We start from the raw sequence: 18160 nt of genomic DNA, 5'->3' as shown, positions 1-18160 counted from the left end.
CTCGCGTCCGACCGTCCCGGTCAGCCGGGCAGTGCGACCCTCAGCGGTGCGCCGGAGGGGCCGGTGGCCGGGTGCACCCGGAACGCGTACATGTCGATGAGCCGCACCGATCCGTCGGGGTAGATCCCGAACTGGTGCTGGGAGCGTTCCTCCTGCGTCGGCTTGAAGCGGGTGCCGTCCGAGGATTTGATACTGACGGCCTCCGGGACCGGGCTGTCGCCCAGTTGCGATCCCAGGTCGTAGACGTCCTTGGCGCTGATCCGCCGGGGGTCGCCAAGCGCCTTGTCGATGTCGCCCCGGGACAGGCCGGCCAGCGCAAGCGCCTTCGCCGTGAACTCCCACGCCTCCTCGCGGCGGCCGCGGGTGGCCTTGAGGTTGATGCGGAACCGCAGCCCGTCGGGGTCCTCGATCCGGGTCGAACCCAGGTCCCAGAGCGGAGCGAGGACCCTGATGTCCTCGGCGATGCCGGCCAGGTGGCGTTCGCTCCCCCAGCCCTGGTCGCAGGGCGTGACGGTCAGCTTGACCTGGGAGACGACCTCGGGTTCGGCGCCGATCCGCTGGAGCGCCGTCCGGGCGAAGCGCTTGCCCTCACTGCCGTTGGTCACGAGGTACAGGCCCTGGCCGAGGTGCTCGCGCCACAGCCGGGCGACGTCGAAGGTCGTCCGGGTGCCGGAGCCGTCCCGGACGTGGTAGTCGAGCGGATCGCTGATCCGCCAGGAGGCGATGCTGCGGGACGGGGCACGGTTCCGCAGGCGGTACGCCTCGCCGACGTCGGCGACCAGGGCCCGCAGAGCGGCGAAGGGCATCATGACGACGGGTGTGGTGTCGCCGAAGGCGGGGCAGTGCGTGCAGTTGCGACGGCAGTGGTCGTTGGCGTGGATGAAGCCCAGTCGGTCGAGGACGTCGTCGAGCACTCCCTGGTCGACGAGTGGGGCGAGAGTCGTGGAACGCAAAGGGGGACTCCTTCGAAGGGTCGCGTGGTGGGATGGAAAGCAGCCAGGCGGCCGGGGAAGGCGCCGGGAACGGATCGGGCGTGGCGACGTGCCGGGGCCGATCGGGAGGAGAGGGGGAGAGGGGGGAGACAGCGGGAGACGGGGTGTCAGGGGGCGGCCGGGACGAGGCGCCGGTACTGCCCGGTCCCCAGGTGGGCACGGTGGGCGTGCCAGGTATCCAGCAGGGGCCACCGCGCGACCTCGGCCGTGAGCACGGTCAGGGTGACCGCGTGCGACACCACGAGGACGGCTCCGTCCCCTGCCGTGGCGGGAACGGCGCGGAGGAAGTCCCGGACGCGCGCCCGGACGTCCAACAGGCTCTCGCCGCCGGGAAGTCGGACCGTCGGGTCACGCGCCCACCGCGCGAGGGCCGTTTCCCCGCCCTCGGCCCCGGCATCGGTCCGACCTCCGCGCAGCGCACCCCAGTCGATCTCGCGCAGCCGCAGGTCGGCCATGACCGGCAGCTCGGGGCAGAGGGCACGGCGCAGGAGGGCGGCGCTCTGCCGGGCGCGGGCGGCGTCGCTGGTGTAGACGGCCGACACGCGGGGCGCCTCGTCGAGGAGCCGCTCGGCGGTCCGGCGCACCTGCTCGCGTCCCACGTCGTCCAGCGGGATCCCGCCGGAGACCGGGAGCCGTCGTCGGGCGTTGGCGTCGGTCCGGCCGTGCCGGACGACGATCAGTTCCATGGCGTGGCCCCCAGCGGTGTCCGGGTGCCGGCGGTGATCCGCTCGGCGGACGGGAGCCCGACACGCAGGCGGATCCGCGCCTCGACCGTGTCCTCGGGAGGCGTCGCGTCGAGGTCGACGATCCGGACGCCCGCCCGTCGGGCTTCCACCAGGCCGGCCACCGTGTCGGTCACGTAGGTACGGGCCTTGGCGAGCAGGCGCTGCTCGACGTCCGGACCGGGCGCCTCCCCGGTCCTGGCCCTCTCTCTGGCCATCTGGCGCGCGAAGGACGCCGGCACCGGGTCGCCGGGCAGGCGCAGGTGGACGATGGTGAGGTCCCGGAGGTCCGGCAGGCCCGCGAGGAGGATCCGCGACTGGTCGAGGCCCCGGGGCGCGCCGTCCAGGATCACCGGAGTGCCGGGTGTGGCCCTCCGGATCGCCGCGACGAGGATCCGGTCCAGTCCGCACGGCATCAGATGGCCCTTCGAGGCGAGGGATTCGGCCTCGTCCCGCAGCCGGCGGATCTCGGCGGCCTCTTCCGGGGTCACCAGGGGCCACACCGGTCCCGAGCCGCGGAAGAGCGCCGGCACCGAGGCCAGCAGCGCGGGGTGGCCGTCCCGGCCGAGCGTGCGGGCCAGCCGCCGCGCCTGGGTGGACTTGCCCGATCCGGGCGGTCCGGTCAGGGCGACCACGCGCCTGGGAAACATGGGGTTCTCGCTTTCCGATCGGTTCGACGGGGGCGGGCGGCCGTGGTGGGCACGGTCAGCCGCGGGGCAGGTGGGGCCACCCAGGCCAGCTCGGGTCAGCTCGGGTCAGCCCAGGTCCAGTGATCCCGTGCGGACCTGGTGGCGGAGGGACGTGGTCAGCGCCAGGACGCCCACCGCGCCCCAGCCCACGAGCACCAGGCACTCCCCCAGGACCTGCCCGGCGGGCAGGTTCCCGGTCGCGATCACCGCCCGCACGGCCCCGAGGCCGTGGGTGGCCGGGAGCAGGCCGGCCAGCGTGCCCGCCGCGCCGGTCTCCGGGGACGGTGCGTTGACCCCCGTCAGGGCCATGAGGAGGATGGTCGTGCCGGCCGTGAGGTACATCCGGCTCTCCGGCCAGCGCAGACTGACGCCCGCCAGGCCGAGGGCCAGGGCGTAGCCGCTGAGCGCGGTCAGCACGATGAGCGCCGCGCACCAGCACGCCGCCGCCGGGGACAGCGACAGGCCCACCAGAGCGGGCAGCGCGAACAGGGCGATGCACGAGGTGAGCGCACCGTCGACCGCCCAGTAGAGACCGCGTGCGGCCAGCGCCGGAAACGGTCCCCCGATGCTCAGCAGCAGGAACGGAAGCGTGCCGCCGCGGCGCTCGCCGACACTCGACGACACCACCCCGAGGGCGCACAGCGGCCCCAGCAGCACGGCGTTGCCGACCGCGATGGAGCGCTGGAGCTCCGGCGACCCGACCAGCCGCCCCACCATGGAGAAGAACAGGACCTGGCACACCAGGCGCACCAGCCAGCCGAAGAGCCACGACCACCAGGTGTGCTGCGCGCGGTAGTCCTGGTAGCTGCTCAGCAGGCCGTAGCCGGCCTGGCGGAGCAGGACGGTCGGGCGGCCGCGGCCGTGCCCCGCCGCGATCGTTGCGAACCTAGGCATAGAGCCTCGCCCTCCCGTCGCGGGCACGGGCGAGAGCCCGTCCGAGCAGCGCCACCCCCAACGCCAGCTGCGCGGCTGACAGCGCGAGGAGGACGAGGAGGCCGCCGGTCCGTAGGGGGCCACCGGCGAAGGCGGCGCGCAGCAGGTCGGTCCCCCAGGACAGGAAGAACAGCCGGGAGAGCCAGGAGACGGGCTCCGGGAGCGAGGTGACGGGAAGGATGAGACCGCCCAGGATGTAGAAGGGATAGGTCAGCGCGTTCTGGAACGACCGGCTTCCCGGCGCCACCACCATCAGCCCGCTGACCAGCAGGGCCGACCCGCTGGTCCCGACGACCAGCAGCACGACGGTGACGGCCGCGACCAGCGGGTGGTGCACCGTGACGTGCAGGCCGTAGCCGAACCGTCCGATGGCCATCACCTCGAACAGCGCCGGCACGCTCAGGGCGGTGGTCGTGAGGACCCTGATCACCAGGGAGAGCACGTAGGCCCGCGGTGTGAGCAGGGAGGGCTCCAGCGTTCCGTCCCACCGGTCGTCGCCCACCACCTCGGCCGCCACGAACATCGCCTGCGACCACATGGACATCAGGAACACGCCGAGCGTGACGGTGGCCGCGAGTTCGGGGGAAGGGTGGGCCCGGACGGTCCCGAAGAGGACCAGTGCGTACAGGGGGAGGACGACCAGGGTCGCCAACAGCCGGGGTGACCGGATCAGCAGGAGCCACTGGAGGCGGACGAACGACGCCATCAGACGGTGAACTCCCGGTCCTCGATGACGGCCCGGTACACCTGCGCCAGCGTCGGCGCCCCCACCGACACCTCGTGCACGCCGTGCGCGCCGAGCGTCCTGACGACGGCGCCGGCCACCACGGTGTCGGCGGCCTCGACGGTCAGCCGGCCGTCGAGGGAGCCGGCGCCCGTGCAGGCGCCGCGGATCGCGGCCACGGCCGCCACCGCGGCCGGACCGGCGCCCACCGCGGTGACCACGCGGGAGACCCCGACGTCGGCCAGGAGAGCGCGGGTGGAGTCCTGGCGCAGGATCCGCCCACGATCGATCATGGCGACCCGGGAGCAGAGCTCCTGGGCCTCCTGCATGTCGTGCGTCGCGAGCATGATCGTGGTGCCGCCCGCCCGGAGCTCGGCCACCAGGGCGCGGAAGCCCTGCGCGGCGTGCGGGTCCATTCCGCTGGTCGGCTCGTCCATGATCAGCAGGGGCGGTGAGCTGATCATCGCGCGGGCCAGGTGCAGGCGCTGGACCATGCCCCGGGAGTACGTCTGGGCCCGCTCGTCCGCCCGGGCCGACAGGCCCAGCCGTTCGAGCAACTCGTCGGCCCGACGGCGGCCCTCCCGACCGGAGACGCCCCGCAGCGCCGCCCAGTAGCGCAGGTTCTGCCGTGCCGTGAGCCGTCCGTAGAGGCCGCGCTCACCGCCGAGGACCAGCCCGATGCGCTCCCGGGCCGCCGCCGCGTCGCGAACGACGTCGTACCCGGCCACGCGCGCCCGGCCGTCGCTCGGCAGCAGGAGCGTGGTGAGGATGCGGGACAGCGTCGTTTTGCCGGCACCGTTCGGCCCGAGGAGTCCGACGACCTCGCCGGCCGCCACCGACAAGGAGACGTTCGTCAGCGCGTCCGTCCAGCGGTTGCCGCCGGTCCGGAAGCGGCGGCTCACGTGTTCGACCTCGACCATGTTCACGGTGTGCTCCGCTCGACGTCCTCCGGCGTGCCGACGGCGGCGAGCGCCGCGTCGTGCACGTCGGGGTCCACCCGGTCCGAGTCGACGAGCAGGAAGTCCCCGACGGGGCACCGCAGGACCGTGCCGCCGTCGAAGCCGACGAACTCCACGGTGTCCGAACGGCGGACGTGGACGGTCTCGGTGAGCCGGAACCCATGCAGGGGGAGTTCGGCGTCCGGAAGGCTCTGCGCGGCCCGCGCGGCCCGCTCGCGCTCCGCCGGGCCCTCCAGCAGGGCCAGGAGGCGCTCGTTGGCCGGGCACGTGAGGTCCGCGACGCCGCGCACGCGCTCGGCGAGCTCGCGCAGCTCCGGGGCGAGCCGGAACAGCTCGGCGGCGAAGGCCAGTTCGGGCAGGGGAGGGCAGTCCGCGGCGCGCAGGACGAACGCGAGGTCCAGGAGGTCCTTGGGGCCGAACGGCCGGTCGAAGCGTTCCTCGGCGAGCGCGAGCAGGTCGGCCACCGCCTGGTCACCGGGCGGCTCGGTACGGATGTCGACGACGCCGGGGTGGCCCGGGTAGGCGAAGGTCGCCAACTCGATGCGGTGGTCGACGTCCAGCACCGGGTCCTCGGCCTGCCAGCGGAGCACCACCACCCAGTGCAGGACGTCGCCGTGCCGCAGCACGGTGACGTCGAGGTCGTGCAGCGGCCTGAGGGCGGCCACCTCGCGCACGGCCCGCCACAGCGCGGCCGCGTCGGGCACGCAGACGTCGAGGTCCCCGCAGGGACGCAGCAGCGCGGCCGGCCAGTGGCGGCCGAGCGCCGGGCCCTTGAGCACCCGGGCGCCGGGTACCGCGCCGGTCAGCCGGTCGGCGAGCCGGCGGTAGTCCTCCACCCGGGCGCCCATGCGGCGCAGCTCGTCCCCGGAGCCCGTGCCCAGGGCGATCCCCTCGGCCTCCGCCGCCGACAGCACGAGCGGCGCGACGTGTCCGCGCCACGTGCGCGCCGCGCGAACGACGTCCCTGAGAGGTTCGTCGGTGCCCACGTCGAGGACGCGGCGGAAGAGGCCCACCGTGACGGGGGCGGAACGACCTTCGGCAAACATGATCATCCTTCGAGAACAAGTGAACGGGCGGTCGGCCTCCCCAGCCCCGAGGCAGGGTTCAGACGACGGGAACGATGGGCAGGTACCGGTACGCGAACGCCGGTTCCCAGCCGCGGCTCCGCAGGTCGGCGACGACGCCCTCGCTGCGCAGGAGGCCTTCGGGGGACGCGGGGTGGACGACGTTGCCGACGAGCGGGAGGCCGGCGGCGTCGGCCAGCTCCGCGCACGCCCGCACGAGCCGTCGGCCGGCTCCGGTGTGTCGGGCCCCGGGTTCCACCAGGACGTCCAGGAGGTCGACGAAGTCGACGCCACTGGGATCGTCGAACGCCTCCCGGTTCACGGTGGCGTGGCCCACGGGCACGGGGCCCAGCCAGGCGACGAACGTGCGGCACGCCGGGTCGTCCAGGGTCTGACGTGCCATGTCCCGGGCGGCGGCCGGTTCACAGGCCGCTCCGTGGTCGGCCGTGCCGTCGACGAAGGCCCGGGCCAGCCACTCGGCGACGCGTTCGGCGCACTCGTCGGTGATCCCGGTGACCCGGATCTCCCCGTCGGTACGGCGGTCGTCGCGCGGTGCGGCCCCGTCGCCGGCTCGGCCGGCGCGGCGCAGGTAGGTGAGGAATGGGCGCAGCCGCCGGTCGACGTCCTGCCGCGGCAGGGTGCGCGCGAGCACCGCCGCGCAGCCGGGGATCTCCTCCCGGACCAAATCCAGCAGCGGCGACAGGTCGCGCAGCAGCCGTGGCTCGGCGTGTTCGACCAGGCAGCGGAGTTCGCCCGTCAGCGGTTCGCGGAAGGCGCCGTAGACGCACTCGGCACCGGCGACCGTCCGCAGCAGTCCCGCCGCACGCGCGCTCCGGAGGAAGCCCGCGGACACGGTGAAGGACGTCACGCCTGCTCCCGGTCCACCACGACGACGAGCGAGTCCGCGATCTCGGCCGCCGCGGCGGCGAGTTGGGCGGCGGAGGTCCGGCGGATCGTCCGTATCTCGTGCTCGGGGTCCCAGGGATCGCCTTGGACGCACCGTCGGTTGGCGAGGGTGAGGGCGTGTTCGAGCGGGTCCTGCGCCTCGCGCACGACCTCCATGACGGCCTGGCGGCGCGCCGCCTCGACGTCCTCACCGTTCAGCCGGCCGCCGGCGACGCGCGCCAGCTCCTCGCGCAGCACGTCCACGATCCGCGGGGCGTTGTCGGGTTCGCTGCCGGCCATCATGCGCCAGGCGCCGGCGTCGCTGTAGCTGCGCGACCACGACCGGAACGCGTACGCGAGTGCGTGTTCCCCTCGAAGACGGCGGTAGAGCACGGACACCGGGCTCGCACCGAGCAGGTGGGCCAGGACGGTGTAGGCGTACCGGCGCTCGTCGTCGACGGCCGGGCCCCGGGCACCGGCGACGAACCAGCAGAAGCGGTCGGGCCACCGGTCCGGGGTGTGGTGGGTGCCGGTCATCGGTGGACGCGACGTCTGCGGCGGGGTGGCGGGCGGTGCGGGGGTGTCCACGGCGGCGAGGGCGGACGAGGCGACGGACTGCCGCAGGGCCGCCGGGTCGGCACCACCGGAGGCGGCGAAGGCCAGCGGCCGCGTCGTGGTCGCGTGCGCGTGGATGTCCCGTAGCCCGGCCACCGTCGCCTCGCCGACGCTGTCCACCGTGCCACCGCACGGGCGCGCCAGCGGGTGGCCGGCGAACAGCTCGGCCATGAACAGGTCCTGGACCGTGTCGCTGGGGTCCGCCGCCGCGGCGGCGAGCTCCTGGAGCACGACCCGCCGCTCCGAGGCGAGGAGTTCGGTGGAGAGTTCGGGTCTCAGGACGGCGTCCGCCATCCACCGGGCGACCGCGGGAGCGTCCTCGTTCAGGACCTCGGCGAAGAACAGCAGGGACTCCGGCCCGGTGGAGGCGTTGCACTGTCCACCGAGAGCCTCGATCCGCTCGGAGAGGGACCGCCCGCCCGAGAGCGGCACGGACATGAGCAGGTGCTCCAGGAGATGGGCGGAGCCCTCCAGGCCCGCCGGATCATGCCGCCCGCCGTAGCCGATCGCCAGGCACAGCCCCGTGGTGCGGCGGCTGTGTTCGGTGTCGAACAGGCACGGAATTCCGCTCGTCTCGTTCAATTCCCTCGTCATCATCCTCTTCCCACCTGTGCTCTGGCCCGGCCGGGCGGAACAGGGGCCCGCGGAATTCATCCGCGGGCCCCTGTGTCATCACTTGCCCGGGCGGACGCGGATCTTGTCCAGGCGCGGACGCAGCGTCATCTTGTGGTTGCGGATCACGGGGCACCTCCTTTCCTGAGGGGAGCGGCATTCGGCCGGCGGGGAGAACCGTGCGAGGCTCGTCCGCCGAGCACCATGCAATCACCGCCGGTCCGTGGCTCACCATGAGGAACGGCAGGCGGAAACCATGGGGAACTGCCTGCAGAAAGCGCGTCGGTGCACCGCCAGCCCGGCCAGGTCTACGGCGAGCCGATCCCCGGCGCCATCGACGCCCTGCCCCTGCTCGCCGCGAACCGCGCCGTCCGTCAACCCGGGCGGAACCAGAAGGAGTCTTCATGACAGCACCAAGGCGGATGAACGAGGAAGCGCTGGCCGACGCGGCCCGGGACCGCTTGGAACACCTGGTCCGCCACATGCACGAGCAAGCCGACGCCGGCACCGCCGCGTTCGCCGAGCACATCGCCGCCGGACACGACGACCTCTATCGCACCGACGCGGCACACATCGCCCGCCACGCAACAGTCTTCACGAGAGCGTTGAGGCGAAGCGTCCCACAGCCGTGGACCTCGGCCACCAGGGGGAACGGTGCACGGCCGGAACAATCCCCTCCCCCGCCAGTGGTCAAGCGCGGCTGCGTGCGGCCTGCGACGTGCTGCGGAACGCGGGCGCGGCCGGGGCGGCCCCTACCGTGATCCGGGGCCGCCCCGGCCGCGCCGGGTTCACGGGTTGGTCCGCTACTGGCTAGCTCCCAACCTTCTTCCCCCAGAGGTCCAGGCCCTCGCCCGCCGACGCCCGCACCAGGGCGTCGGTCAGCTCGTGCGGCGCGGAAAGCATCGGGTAGTGGCCGGTGTTCAGCTCGAAGTAGGTGACCCCCGGCTCGGCGAGCTTGGCGAACCGAGGGTCACCGCTCCCGTGGAGAGCTCGGGCGACCTCCAGGCTCAGACCGTTAGCGAGGCAGAAGACGCCCGTGGTGGGGATCGTGCGCCAGTCGCCGGTCAGCTCGATCGGTTCGGTGACGGTCCGGACGGGGTGCGGGGTGGCCAGGCGGCGGTGGCGCGCCAGCTCGTCGTCCGGCACACCGTGGACGGCGTCGATCCCGGACGGGACCGGCACCACGTGGCCATCGGCCAGCTCCGCGAGGTGCGGCATGGACGTGGTCACCGCCTCGCCGGACTCGGGGAAGCCGGTGTCCACGAACACCACCCGCTCGACCTTCTCGGGCTGACGGTCGGCGGCCGCGAGGGCGGGGAAGCTGCCGTAGCTGTGCGCCACCAGCACCACCCCCGTCTCCTGGGCGGCGAGTGCATCGCTCACCGCGTCCGTGTGCTCGGCGAGGCCGATCGCCGCGGCGTCCTCGTCGGCGCGCTCGCCGAGCCCCGGGAGGGTCAGCGCGATCGCCCGGTGTCCGCGCGCCGTCAGCTCGGCGGCCACGGCGTCCCAGGCCCAACCGCCCATGAAGAGCCCGGGGACCAGCAGAAATGTCGTCATGATCGACCCTTTCGGAATCTCGGCTGTACTGCCGGTCCGAACGTAGAACCTCCCCCTGCGGGAGATTCCAGTCCTCACGGCGCGTCGGCTTAACAATCCGACCATATGAGAATGTGACTTTGACGGGCAGGTTTTGCACCCCGACGCCCCCGTCAACTCGGCATATTCATGAGCATATAATCCTATTGGCAAAGTCCATTCCTCCCCCCTTGACGCAGGGCGTGTTTCACAGTCCGAGCAGGCCAGGAGAGTCCTATCCGCCATTATTCGCGCCCGGCGCACTACTCCACTCTTCAATACATACTTGCGCCCTTTCAAGGGAGGTTCTTGCACAGATATTGTCAGCTGGTAGGAACGGCCCATCATTAGGCTGGAGTGGGGATCATGCCCTGTTCGATTCTCGTCCTCCTGAGGGGATGCCCGGCCGATATCCCGCACGTGTGGGGCTCACCCACAGGCGGCGCCGAAGAGCCGGTGAAGATCCTCCACGGCAACGGGTACGAGCATTTCGAGTTCACCCAGGAATACGTCGACATCGGGCTGGGACCGATGCCGGTCTATCGCTGGTCGCACCGCACGTTCGTCGCCGAGTAGCCGGCGGCCCCGTCCTTCATCCGACCGGTCCGGCGGACCGCGACTGGCGAAGAGGTGAGCACCGATGGCCAACCTTCCGACCGCACGGGACGTGGTGGTCACTGGCATGGGATTCTGCCTTCCCGGTGGCAGCCGGCCGGTGTTGACCGCCGCGGAGCTGTGGGCCGTGGCCTCCAACGGCCGTACGCACCTGGAACACCACGGCGTCTACTACGGCGCCGTGAACCTCCCGTCGGCGATGTTCGACGAACTCCTCCCGGACGTCCCGGGGATCTTCTCCCGGCACTACACCGACGCGCACCGCTTCGCGCTGGTGTCCATGGCCGAGGCCTGTGCCGACGCGGGAGTGAACATCCGCGCCGGGGACGCGGCCCACGCGGCGATCCTGGCCGGCCGCGGCGGAATCGACGCCAACGTCGCCTGCTACCTGGCGGTTCTCAACGCCGACGTCGAGACGACGACACCCCAGCAGGCGATGGAACTGTTCGTCAGGGGCCAGCAGGGCCTCACGCCCTCCGATGTCGCCCTGGTCCAGGGAGCCCTGACGCGTACGACCGGCCCCTGCTTCACCGTGTCGTGCGGCTGCTCCTCCTCCGCCGTACAGATCGGCAACGCCCGGCGCATGATCGCCGGGGGTGAGGTCGACCTGGCCATCGTCACCGGCGTGGACGTCTTCGGGATCGAGGTGATCCGCAACGTCCAGCGTCTGCTGCACGGCGCCCAGCGAAGCTATGACGCGATCCGGGTGGACGGCATGCCCGACCTCCTGCCGTCGTTCGACCGTCTGATGCGGCCCTACGACCGCCGCGCGGACTGCGTGAACCACGGCGAGGGCTCGGCGACCCTGGTGCTGGAGAGCCGGGAGCGCGCGGAGCGGCGTGGAGCGCACGTGTACGGCCAGGTTCTCGCCCACGCCATGACCCGTGACGGCCTGTCGAACCCGCTGGCGAGTGACGAGAGCGGCTCCTCGCTGGTCGCCGCGATACGCACCTGCCTCGGGGAACGGTGGGAGATCGCCCAGGTCCCCTACATCCACGGCGGCAGCGACGGTGACGTGGTGGTGACCGCCTTCGAGTCGAACGCCGCCAGAGAGCTGTACGGATCCGCCTCGCCCGAGCTCCTGATGACCTCCCAGGAGGCGTGCTTCGGCCACAACGGCGCTCCGGCGGGCGCCGTCGGGGTCGCCCTGACCCTGCTCATGATCCAGAACGGCGAGGTGTGCCCCACCGCGAACTGCGAGGAGCCCGCCGACAACCTCAGCTTCGACCCCGTTCCCGGCATCCGCACCCGGCCCCTGGACTTCGACTACGCGCTGAGCTGCAACTACCAGATCGGGGGCGTCAAGAGCGCCATCCTGCTGAGCAGCCCGGACGCCGTCTGACCGCAGAGCCGGGCACCTCCCGCCGCGCGCTCCCTGCCGTCCGCTCATCCGGACCGACCCCGACCGACGAGGAGGACTCTGCCGTGCGGAACGAACACGAACCGAGGTACGACGATCGGCACATCGCCGTCGTCGGCATGGGGTGCCGGCTTCCGGGTGACGTGGACTCGCCCGCCTCGCTGTGGCGGCTGCTCGTCGAGGCGCGCGACGCGGTCGGCGAGCCGCCCGCCGGGCGCGCGCAGCTGTCGGGCGGCACGAGCGGCGAGCTGCCGTCACCGGGCGGCTATCTGCGGGATGTGTCCGGCTTCGACGCCGACTTCTTCGGCGTCTCCGGCAAGGAGGCCGACGTTCTCGACCCGCAGCACCGGCTACTGCTGGAGGTGGCCTGGGAGGCGCTGGAACACGCCGGGCTTCCTCCCGACCGGTTGGCCGGGACCCCGACCGGGCTCTTCGCCGGCCTGAGCTACAGCGACTACATGGACGCCCTCGCCGGGCAGCCCAGGGAACTGGAGGGCTCGGTCCTGACGAACGGTCACTGCGTGGCCGCGGGCCGCGTCTCCTACCTGCTCGGGCTGCACGGCCCCTGCGTCGCCCTGGACACCGCGTGCTCCTCCTCACTGGTGGCACTCCACCTGGCCTGCCAGGCCCTTCGCGACCAGGAGTGCGACCTCGCACTGGCCGGCGGCGTCACCCTCATGCTCCGCTCCAGGACGACCAGGTCGTTCGCCAGGATGGGCATGCTCTCGGCCACCGGGCGCTGCCGCACCTTCGACGCCGGTGCGGACGGTTTCGTACGCGGCGAGGGCTGTGGCGTCGTCGTCCTCAAGCGGTTGTCCGACGCGCTGCGCGACGGCGATCGCATCCTCGCGATCGTACGCGGGTCGGCGGTCAACCAGGACGGGCGCTCCGACTCGCTGGCCGCGCCGTCCGCCCTCGCGCAGCAGGCCGTGTTCAAGATGGCGCTCGCCCGGGCCGGAACCGATCCCCGCGAGATCGGCATGATCGAGGCGCACGGGACGGGCACACCGGTCGGGGACCCGGTGGAGTTCGAAAGCCTCTCCGCGGTCTACGGCATGGGCCAGGGCCGCTGCGCCCTCGGTTCGGTCAAGACGAACATCGGCCACCTGGAGCCGGCCGCCGGAGTCGTCGGTCTGATCAAGGCGGTGCTCTGCCTCCAGCACGGGCTGATTCCGCCCAACCTGCACTTCACCCGCTGGAACCAGGCGATAGCGCCGACGGGAACGCGACTGTTCGTACCCACCCGCCTCACCGGCTGGCCCACCAGGACACCGGTGCGGCTGGCCGCCGTCTCGTCCTTCGGGTTCTCCGGGACCAACGCGCACGTGATCCTGGAGCAGGCTCCCACCGCCCCCGGCAGGCGGCCGGCTCCGAACCGGCGCGGCGAAGCCCCGCCCGAGGTCTTCGTCGTCCCGGCCGGCTCCCGGGGCGCGCTACCCGCCGCCGCCCGGCGGCTCGCCGACTGGCTGGAGGGCGAAGGAGCCGCAGCGCCGCTGCGCGACGTCGCGCACACTCTCGCCCTGCGCCGCTCGGCCGGGCGCGGCCGCCTCGGCGTGGTGGCCTCCTCCCACCGGGAGCTGATCCACGGGCTGCGCTCATTCGAAGCCGGACGCGCGCACCCCGGCGTGGTCACCGGCTCGGTGGGCGCCGGGATCAGCCGCCGCCCGGTGTGGGTGTTCTCCGGGCAGGGCTCTCAGTGGCCGGGCATGGGACGTGAGCTGCTGCGCCATGAGCCGGCTTTCGCCTCGGCCCTCGCGGAGGTCGACGAACTGATCGCCGCCGAGGGCGACTTCAGCGTGCTCGAACTGATGCACGCCGACGGCCGGGTGAGGGCGTCGGGGCGGGTGCAGCCGCTGCTGTTCGCCCTGCAGATCGCGCTGGCCGCCACCTGGCGTGCCCATGGCGTCGAACCCGCCGCCGTCGTCGGCCACTCGATGGGCGAGGTCGCGGCCGCCGTCTGTGCCGGGGCGCTCTCCCTGGCCGACGGCGTCAAGGTGATCTGCCGCAGGTCCGTCCTGATGTCCAGGATCAGCGGAGCCGGCGCCATGGCGACCGTGGACCTCGACGCCGCGGCGGTGGAGGCCGAGCTCGCCGCCGCGAACGCCACCGGGTCCGTCTGCACAGCCGTCCTGGCGGCGCCCGGCTCGACGGTGGTCGCCGGGGTCCCGCGCGAGGTGCGGCGGCTGGTCGCGGCCTGGCGGGCACGGGGCGTGAGCGCGCACCTGATCGCCGTGGACGTCGCCTCGCACTGTCCCCAGGTGGAGCCGCTGCTGCCGGAGCTCGCCGCCGCCCTCGCCGACCTCACCCCGAGCCAGCCCGCCCTTCCGTTCTACTCGACGGTCCTGGACGACCCGCGTGAGACCCCGCTCTTCGACGCCGCCTACTGGTGCGCCAACCTGCGCCGCCCCGTACGCTTCACGGCCGCCGTCGCCGCCCTGGCGGCCGACCGCCACCAGGTCTTCGTGGAGATCTCCCCCCAGCCCGTGGTGACCCGCGCCGTCAGCCGGACCCTGACCGGCCTGCTGCCCGATCCCGTCGTGCTCCCCACCCTGCGGCGCGAGCAGCACGAGCCGACCACCTTCAGAACCCAGCTCGCCGCGCTGCACTGCGCCGGCGTCAGCGTCGACTGGGCCGCGCTCTACGCCGACGCCGGCCTGACCGACGCGCCCCCGCTCACCTTCGACCGCCGGCGCCACTGGGTCGACACCGTGCCGCCCACCGCCCCGATCCCCCGTGCCACGGACACCACCCTGCCGGGCGCCCACACCGAGATACCCGGCGCCCAACCGCGCCACTGCTGGCAGGGCGACACCGGCACCGGCGCACTGCCCTGGCTGGCCGACCACCGCGTCCAGGGCGCTCCCGTCCTGCCCGGCGCGGCGTACTGCGCACTGGCCCTGACCGCCGCCCGCGAGGTCTTCCCAGCCGGGCCGCACCACGCCGAGGCCACCGACATCGCCTTCCACGAGCTGATGACCCTGGCCGACCGCACACCGACGAGCACCACCGCCACCCTGGTCGCCCCCGACCGCGCCGACCTCGACATCTTCGGGCGCGGCCCCGACGGTGCCTGGGTACGGCAGGCCAGCGCGGTGCTGCGCCGCACGGCAGCCGCAGCGGTCCCGGCGGCCGTGCCCGTGGCCGAACTGGCCGCACGGCACCCGGTCGCACTCGACCCTGCCGCGCTGTACGCGAGCCTGCGGGCCCGCGGGCTGGAGCACGGGCCGGCGTTCACCGGGATCACCGCCCTGCACACCACACCCGAGCGGGACAGCTTCTGGGCCCGCGTCACGACGCCGCCCGAGGCGCACCCGGCCCGGCACCGCCTGCTGGCCCATCCCGTCCTTCTCGACCTGTGCGCACAACTCGTGGTGGCCTGCCTGATCGAGGAACCGGACAGCGGCCTCGTCCTGCCGGGGAGCATCCGCCGCCTGCGGCTCCTCGGTGATCCCGGAACCGCCCGGTACGGCCACGCGCGCATCCGCAGGAGCGACACCACGGGCATCACCGGAGATGTGCTGCTGGTGGACGAGGCGGGGCGGCCCGTGGTCGACGCCGAGGCCGTCCACTTCCTGCGCAAGGGCGGTGCCGAGCGCCCGGACGTCGACCGGTGGTTCCTCGAAACCAGCTGGCAGCCCGCCCCTCGGCAGGGGACGAACGCCCCGGGCCCCGCCGGGAACTGGCTCGTCATCGCGGAACCGGGCAGCTCCCCCGCCGTCCTGGCCGACGCCCTGCGCGCCGAGCGAGCGAGCGTCGATGTGCTGGAGGCGCCCGCGGCGCCCCTCACCCTGGCCCAGCTCAGGGACACCCTCACCCGTCGCTGGGCCGCCCCTAAATCGCCGCCACGGGCGGTCGTACTGCTCTGCGCGCCCCCCGCGTCGCAGAACGACTGCGACCCCGCCGCCCTACGGCGTACCCGGCAGCTGCTCGCCATCGCCCAGGCCGCCGCCGCCCAGAGCGAGCCCCCGCGCCTGTACGCGGTCACCCGCGCCGCCCAGAGCCTGGAACCCGGCCGGCCGGCCGATCCCGGCCACAGCGCCCTGCGCGGCCTGGTCCGCGTCCTGACGTACGAACACCCCGGGCTGCGGGCCACCCTGGTGGACGCCGATCCGGACGACGACGGCCTGCGCGCGGTCTCGCGGGAGCTCCTGGCGTGGGCTCCCGAGGACGAGGTCGCCGTCCGCGGGGGTGTCCGGAGCGTCGCCCGGCTGGTCCACCGGCCGCTCACGGACGGCGAACGCGCGGCGGCGACCACCCGTGCGGTCCGGTACGGCACCGACCGGTTCCGGCTTCGGGCCGGGCGCCTCGGCGACCTCGACTCCCTCGAACTCGTCGCGGCCGCGCGGCGCGCACCCGGCCAGGGGGAAGTCGAACTGCGCGTCCAGGCGGCCGGGGTGAACTTCCGCGACGTGCTCACCACGATGGGTCTGCTCTCCACCGACGAGGACGCCGGGTACCGAATAGGCTTCGAATGCGCGGGCGTCGTCACCGCTGTCGGACCGGGTGTCGACCACGTCCGCACCGGAGACCGGGTGCTCGCCGTCGACCTGCGCGGCGGTACCTTCGCGTCGTTCACCACGGTGCCCGCCGCCGCCGTCGCCCCCGTCCCCGCAGGTACCGACCTCTGCCCCGCGGCGGGCATCCCCACGGCGTTCCTCACCGCCTGGTACGCCCTGCGCCACGTCGCCCGGCTCGCCGAGGGCGAGCGGGTCCTGATCCACAGCGCCACGGGCGGGACGGGTCTGGCCGCGATCGCGGTCGCGCGGCTGCTCGGCGGTGAAGTGCTCGCCACCGCGGGCAGCGAGGCCAAACGGGAGTACCTGCGCGACCTGGGGATCCGGCACGTCATGGACTCCCGGTCGCTGGACTTCGCCGGGCAGGCCAGGGCCGCCACCGCGGGGCAGGGTGTCGACGTGGTGCTGAACTCGCTGTCCGGCCGGGCCATCCGAGCCGGGCTGGAGAGCCTGCGACCGTTCGGCCGGTTCGTGGAACTCGGAGTCCGCGACATTCTCGCCGACACCCCGCTCGGCCTCGCACCGCTGCGGCACAACATCACCATGAGCGCGGTCGACCTCATCGAGCTGCAGCAGAGCCGCCCGAGAACCTTCGCCACCGTGCTGCGGGAGGTCCTCGCCGAGTTCGCCGAGGGCCGGCTCACCCCGCTGCCCTGCCGGACCTACCCGCTCGAACGGGCCACCGACGCGTTCCGCCTCATGGCCGGTGCAGGCCACACCGGCAAGCTCGTGCTCACCGTTCCCGACGACGGCGCCACCACCGCCGTGCTGCGCGAACCGCCACCGCAGGTCCGGGCGGACGGCGCCTACCTGGTCACCGGCGGCCTGCGCGGCGTCGGCCTGGCGACCGCCGGCTGGCTGGCCCGGCAGGGCGCGCGCCACCTCGTTCTCAACGGCCGGACACCACCGTCCCCGCGGACCGAGCAGGTGCTCACCAGGCTGCGCCGGGACGGCGCCCGGATCACGGTCGTGCTCGGCGACATCGCCGAACCCGGCACCGCCGAACGACTCCTGGCCGTCGCCGCAGCCGACGGCCTGCCCCTGCGCGGCGTGGTGCACGCCGCGATGGTCCTCGACGACGCCGCGATCACCAACATCACCGACGACCAGCTCCGCCGTGTCTGGCACCCCAAGGTCACCGGCGCGTGGCGCCTGCACGAAGCGGCCTCGGGACTGGCCCTCGACTGGTTCGTCGTCCACTCGTCGATGGCCTCCCTGCTCGGCAACCCCGGCCAGGGCGCCTACGCCGCCGCCAACGCCTGGCTCGACGCGTTCGCCACCTGGCGCAGCGCGAGCGGCCTGCGCACCCTCGCCGTCAACTGGGGTCCGTGGGGCGAGACCGGCCTGGCCACCGACTTCGCCGCCCGCGGCTACCGGACCATCGCCACGGAGGTCGGCCTGCGGGCCCTCGCCAGCCTGCTGACCCACGGCCGGGTACGCACCGGCTTCATCCCCGGCGAACCCGACAGCTGGATCCCACCGGCCGGCCGGCACTCCTCCCTCTTCGCCCTTCTCACCACCGGCGCGCCGGTGCAGGAGCAGAGCGGCGCCCGCGACATCCACGCCACCCTCCGGTCCATCGGTTCCGCCCTGGCCCGCAGGACCGCGTTGGAGGCGTACCTGGCCGATCACGTCCGCGCCGTCCTCCAGTTCGAGGGCGCCACCCTGGACCCCCAGACGCCGCTGAAGGCGCTCGGGTTCGACTCACTGCTCAGGATCGAGCTGCGGACCCGCCTCGAATCGGACCTCGGCGTCAGGCTCGTCCACGACTTCGTGAGCAGACACCCGACCCTCGCGGACCTCGCCACCGGCATCGCCGAGCAGATGAACCTCGATCTGCGCGCCGAAACCGCCCCCTGAACCGCCGGTGAGACCCGCCGGCCCGCACGGAAGCACATCAA

At 73.2% G+C, this 18160-nt stretch carries 14 protein-coding genes; 3 read left to right on the top strand and 11 right to left on the bottom strand.

Annotated features, from left to right (window positions below; all coding sequences use genetic code 11):
• Window positions 1-20: 20 nt before the first annotated feature.
• From ACIBH3_RS25830 to ACIBH3_RS25780, 11 genes are all read right to left on the bottom strand, one after another.
• A complete protein-coding gene (locus ACIBH3_RS25830) occupies window positions 21-953 on the bottom strand; it encodes a hypothetical protein (RefSeq protein WP_396314460.1) in 933 nt (310 codons plus the stop codon).
• 146 nt (window positions 954-1099) lie between these two features.
• Entirely contained in the window at window positions 1100-1678 is a 579-nt protein-coding gene (locus ACIBH3_RS25825) for a histidine phosphatase family protein (RefSeq protein ID WP_396314459.1), read from the bottom strand.
• Window positions 1669-2364 (bottom strand): hypothetical protein, encoded by a 696-nt coding sequence (locus ACIBH3_RS25820; RefSeq protein WP_396314458.1) that lies wholly within the window; start codon window positions 2362-2364, stop codon window positions 1669-1671. The genes ACIBH3_RS25825 and ACIBH3_RS25820 overlap by 10 nt, the downstream gene beginning before the upstream one ends.
• Before the next feature lie 105 nt (window positions 2365-2469).
• Window positions 2470-3297, bottom strand: a complete 828-nt coding sequence (locus ACIBH3_RS25815; protein ID WP_396314457.1) for a hypothetical protein — start codon at window positions 3295-3297, stop codon at window positions 2470-2472.
• Window positions 3290-4042 carry an ABC transporter permease gene (locus ACIBH3_RS25810; RefSeq protein WP_396314456.1) on the bottom strand — a complete coding sequence of 251 codons (753 nt, stop codon included), beginning with the start codon at window positions 4040-4042 and terminating at the stop codon, window positions 3290-3292. Before ACIBH3_RS25810 ends, ACIBH3_RS25815 begins: the two co-directional genes overlap by 8 nt.
• The gene (locus ACIBH3_RS25805) at window positions 4042-4980 is read right to left on the bottom strand and encodes an ABC transporter ATP-binding protein (RefSeq protein ID WP_396314533.1); all 939 of its coding nucleotides are present in this window, start codon (window positions 4978-4980) and stop codon (window positions 4042-4044) included. The genes ACIBH3_RS25810 and ACIBH3_RS25805 overlap by 1 nt, the downstream gene beginning before the upstream one ends.
• Window positions 4981-4982: 2 nt before the next feature.
• Window positions 4983-6065, bottom strand: a complete 1083-nt coding sequence (locus ACIBH3_RS25800) for a hypothetical protein (protein WP_396314455.1) — start codon at window positions 6063-6065, stop codon at window positions 4983-4985.
• 58 nt (window positions 6066-6123) lie between these two features.
• The gene (locus ACIBH3_RS25795; protein ID WP_396314454.1) at window positions 6124-6951 is read right to left on the bottom strand and encodes a GNAT family N-acetyltransferase; all 828 of its coding nucleotides are present in this window, start codon (window positions 6949-6951) and stop codon (window positions 6124-6126) included.
• The gene (locus ACIBH3_RS25790; protein WP_396314453.1) at window positions 6948-8177 is read right to left on the bottom strand and encodes a M16 family metallopeptidase; all 1230 of its coding nucleotides are present in this window, start codon (window positions 8175-8177) and stop codon (window positions 6948-6950) included. Before ACIBH3_RS25790 ends, ACIBH3_RS25795 begins: the two co-directional genes overlap by 4 nt.
• A 392-nt stretch (window positions 8178-8569) precedes the next feature.
• Window positions 8570-8779: a hypothetical protein gene (locus ACIBH3_RS25785; protein ID WP_396314452.1), complete on the bottom strand. Its 210-nt coding sequence runs from the start codon at window positions 8777-8779 to the stop codon at window positions 8570-8572.
• A gap of 226 nt (window positions 8780-9005) precedes the next feature.
• The gene (locus ACIBH3_RS25780) at window positions 9006-9752 is read right to left on the bottom strand and encodes an alpha/beta fold hydrolase (RefSeq protein ID WP_396314451.1); all 747 of its coding nucleotides are present in this window, start codon (window positions 9750-9752) and stop codon (window positions 9006-9008) included.
• 384 nt (window positions 9753-10136) lie between these two features.
• On the opposite strand from ACIBH3_RS25780, the gene ACIBH3_RS25775 reads away from it, so the two are divergent.
• The 3 genes from ACIBH3_RS25775 to ACIBH3_RS25765 all read left to right on the top strand — a co-directional run bounded on the left by ACIBH3_RS25775 (window position 10137) and on the right by ACIBH3_RS25765 (window position 18119).
• Window positions 10137-10346, top strand: a complete 210-nt coding sequence (locus tag ACIBH3_RS25775; RefSeq protein ID WP_396314450.1) for a DUF5988 family protein — start codon at window positions 10137-10139, stop codon at window positions 10344-10346.
• A gap of 64 nt (window positions 10347-10410) precedes the next feature.
• Window positions 10411-11727 (top strand): beta-ketoacyl synthase N-terminal-like domain-containing protein, encoded by a 1317-nt coding sequence (locus tag ACIBH3_RS25770; RefSeq protein WP_396314449.1) that lies wholly within the window; start codon window positions 10411-10413, stop codon window positions 11725-11727.
• Between the two features lie 83 nt (window positions 11728-11810).
• Window positions 11811-18119, top strand: coding sequence for an SDR family NAD(P)-dependent oxidoreductase (locus ACIBH3_RS25765; protein WP_396314448.1), 6309 nt, complete (start codon window positions 11811-11813; stop codon window positions 18117-18119).
• Window positions 18120-18160: the final 41 nt, after the last annotated feature.

The sequence above is a fragment of the Kitasatospora sp. NPDC050543 genome, assembly GCF_044457565.1.
Classification (GTDB): Bacteria; Actinomycetota; Actinomycetes; order Streptomycetales; family Streptomycetaceae; genus Kitasatospora.
The sequence above is the reverse complement of the archived record's forward strand: the minus strand, read 5'-3'. Positions and strand labels throughout refer to the sequence as shown.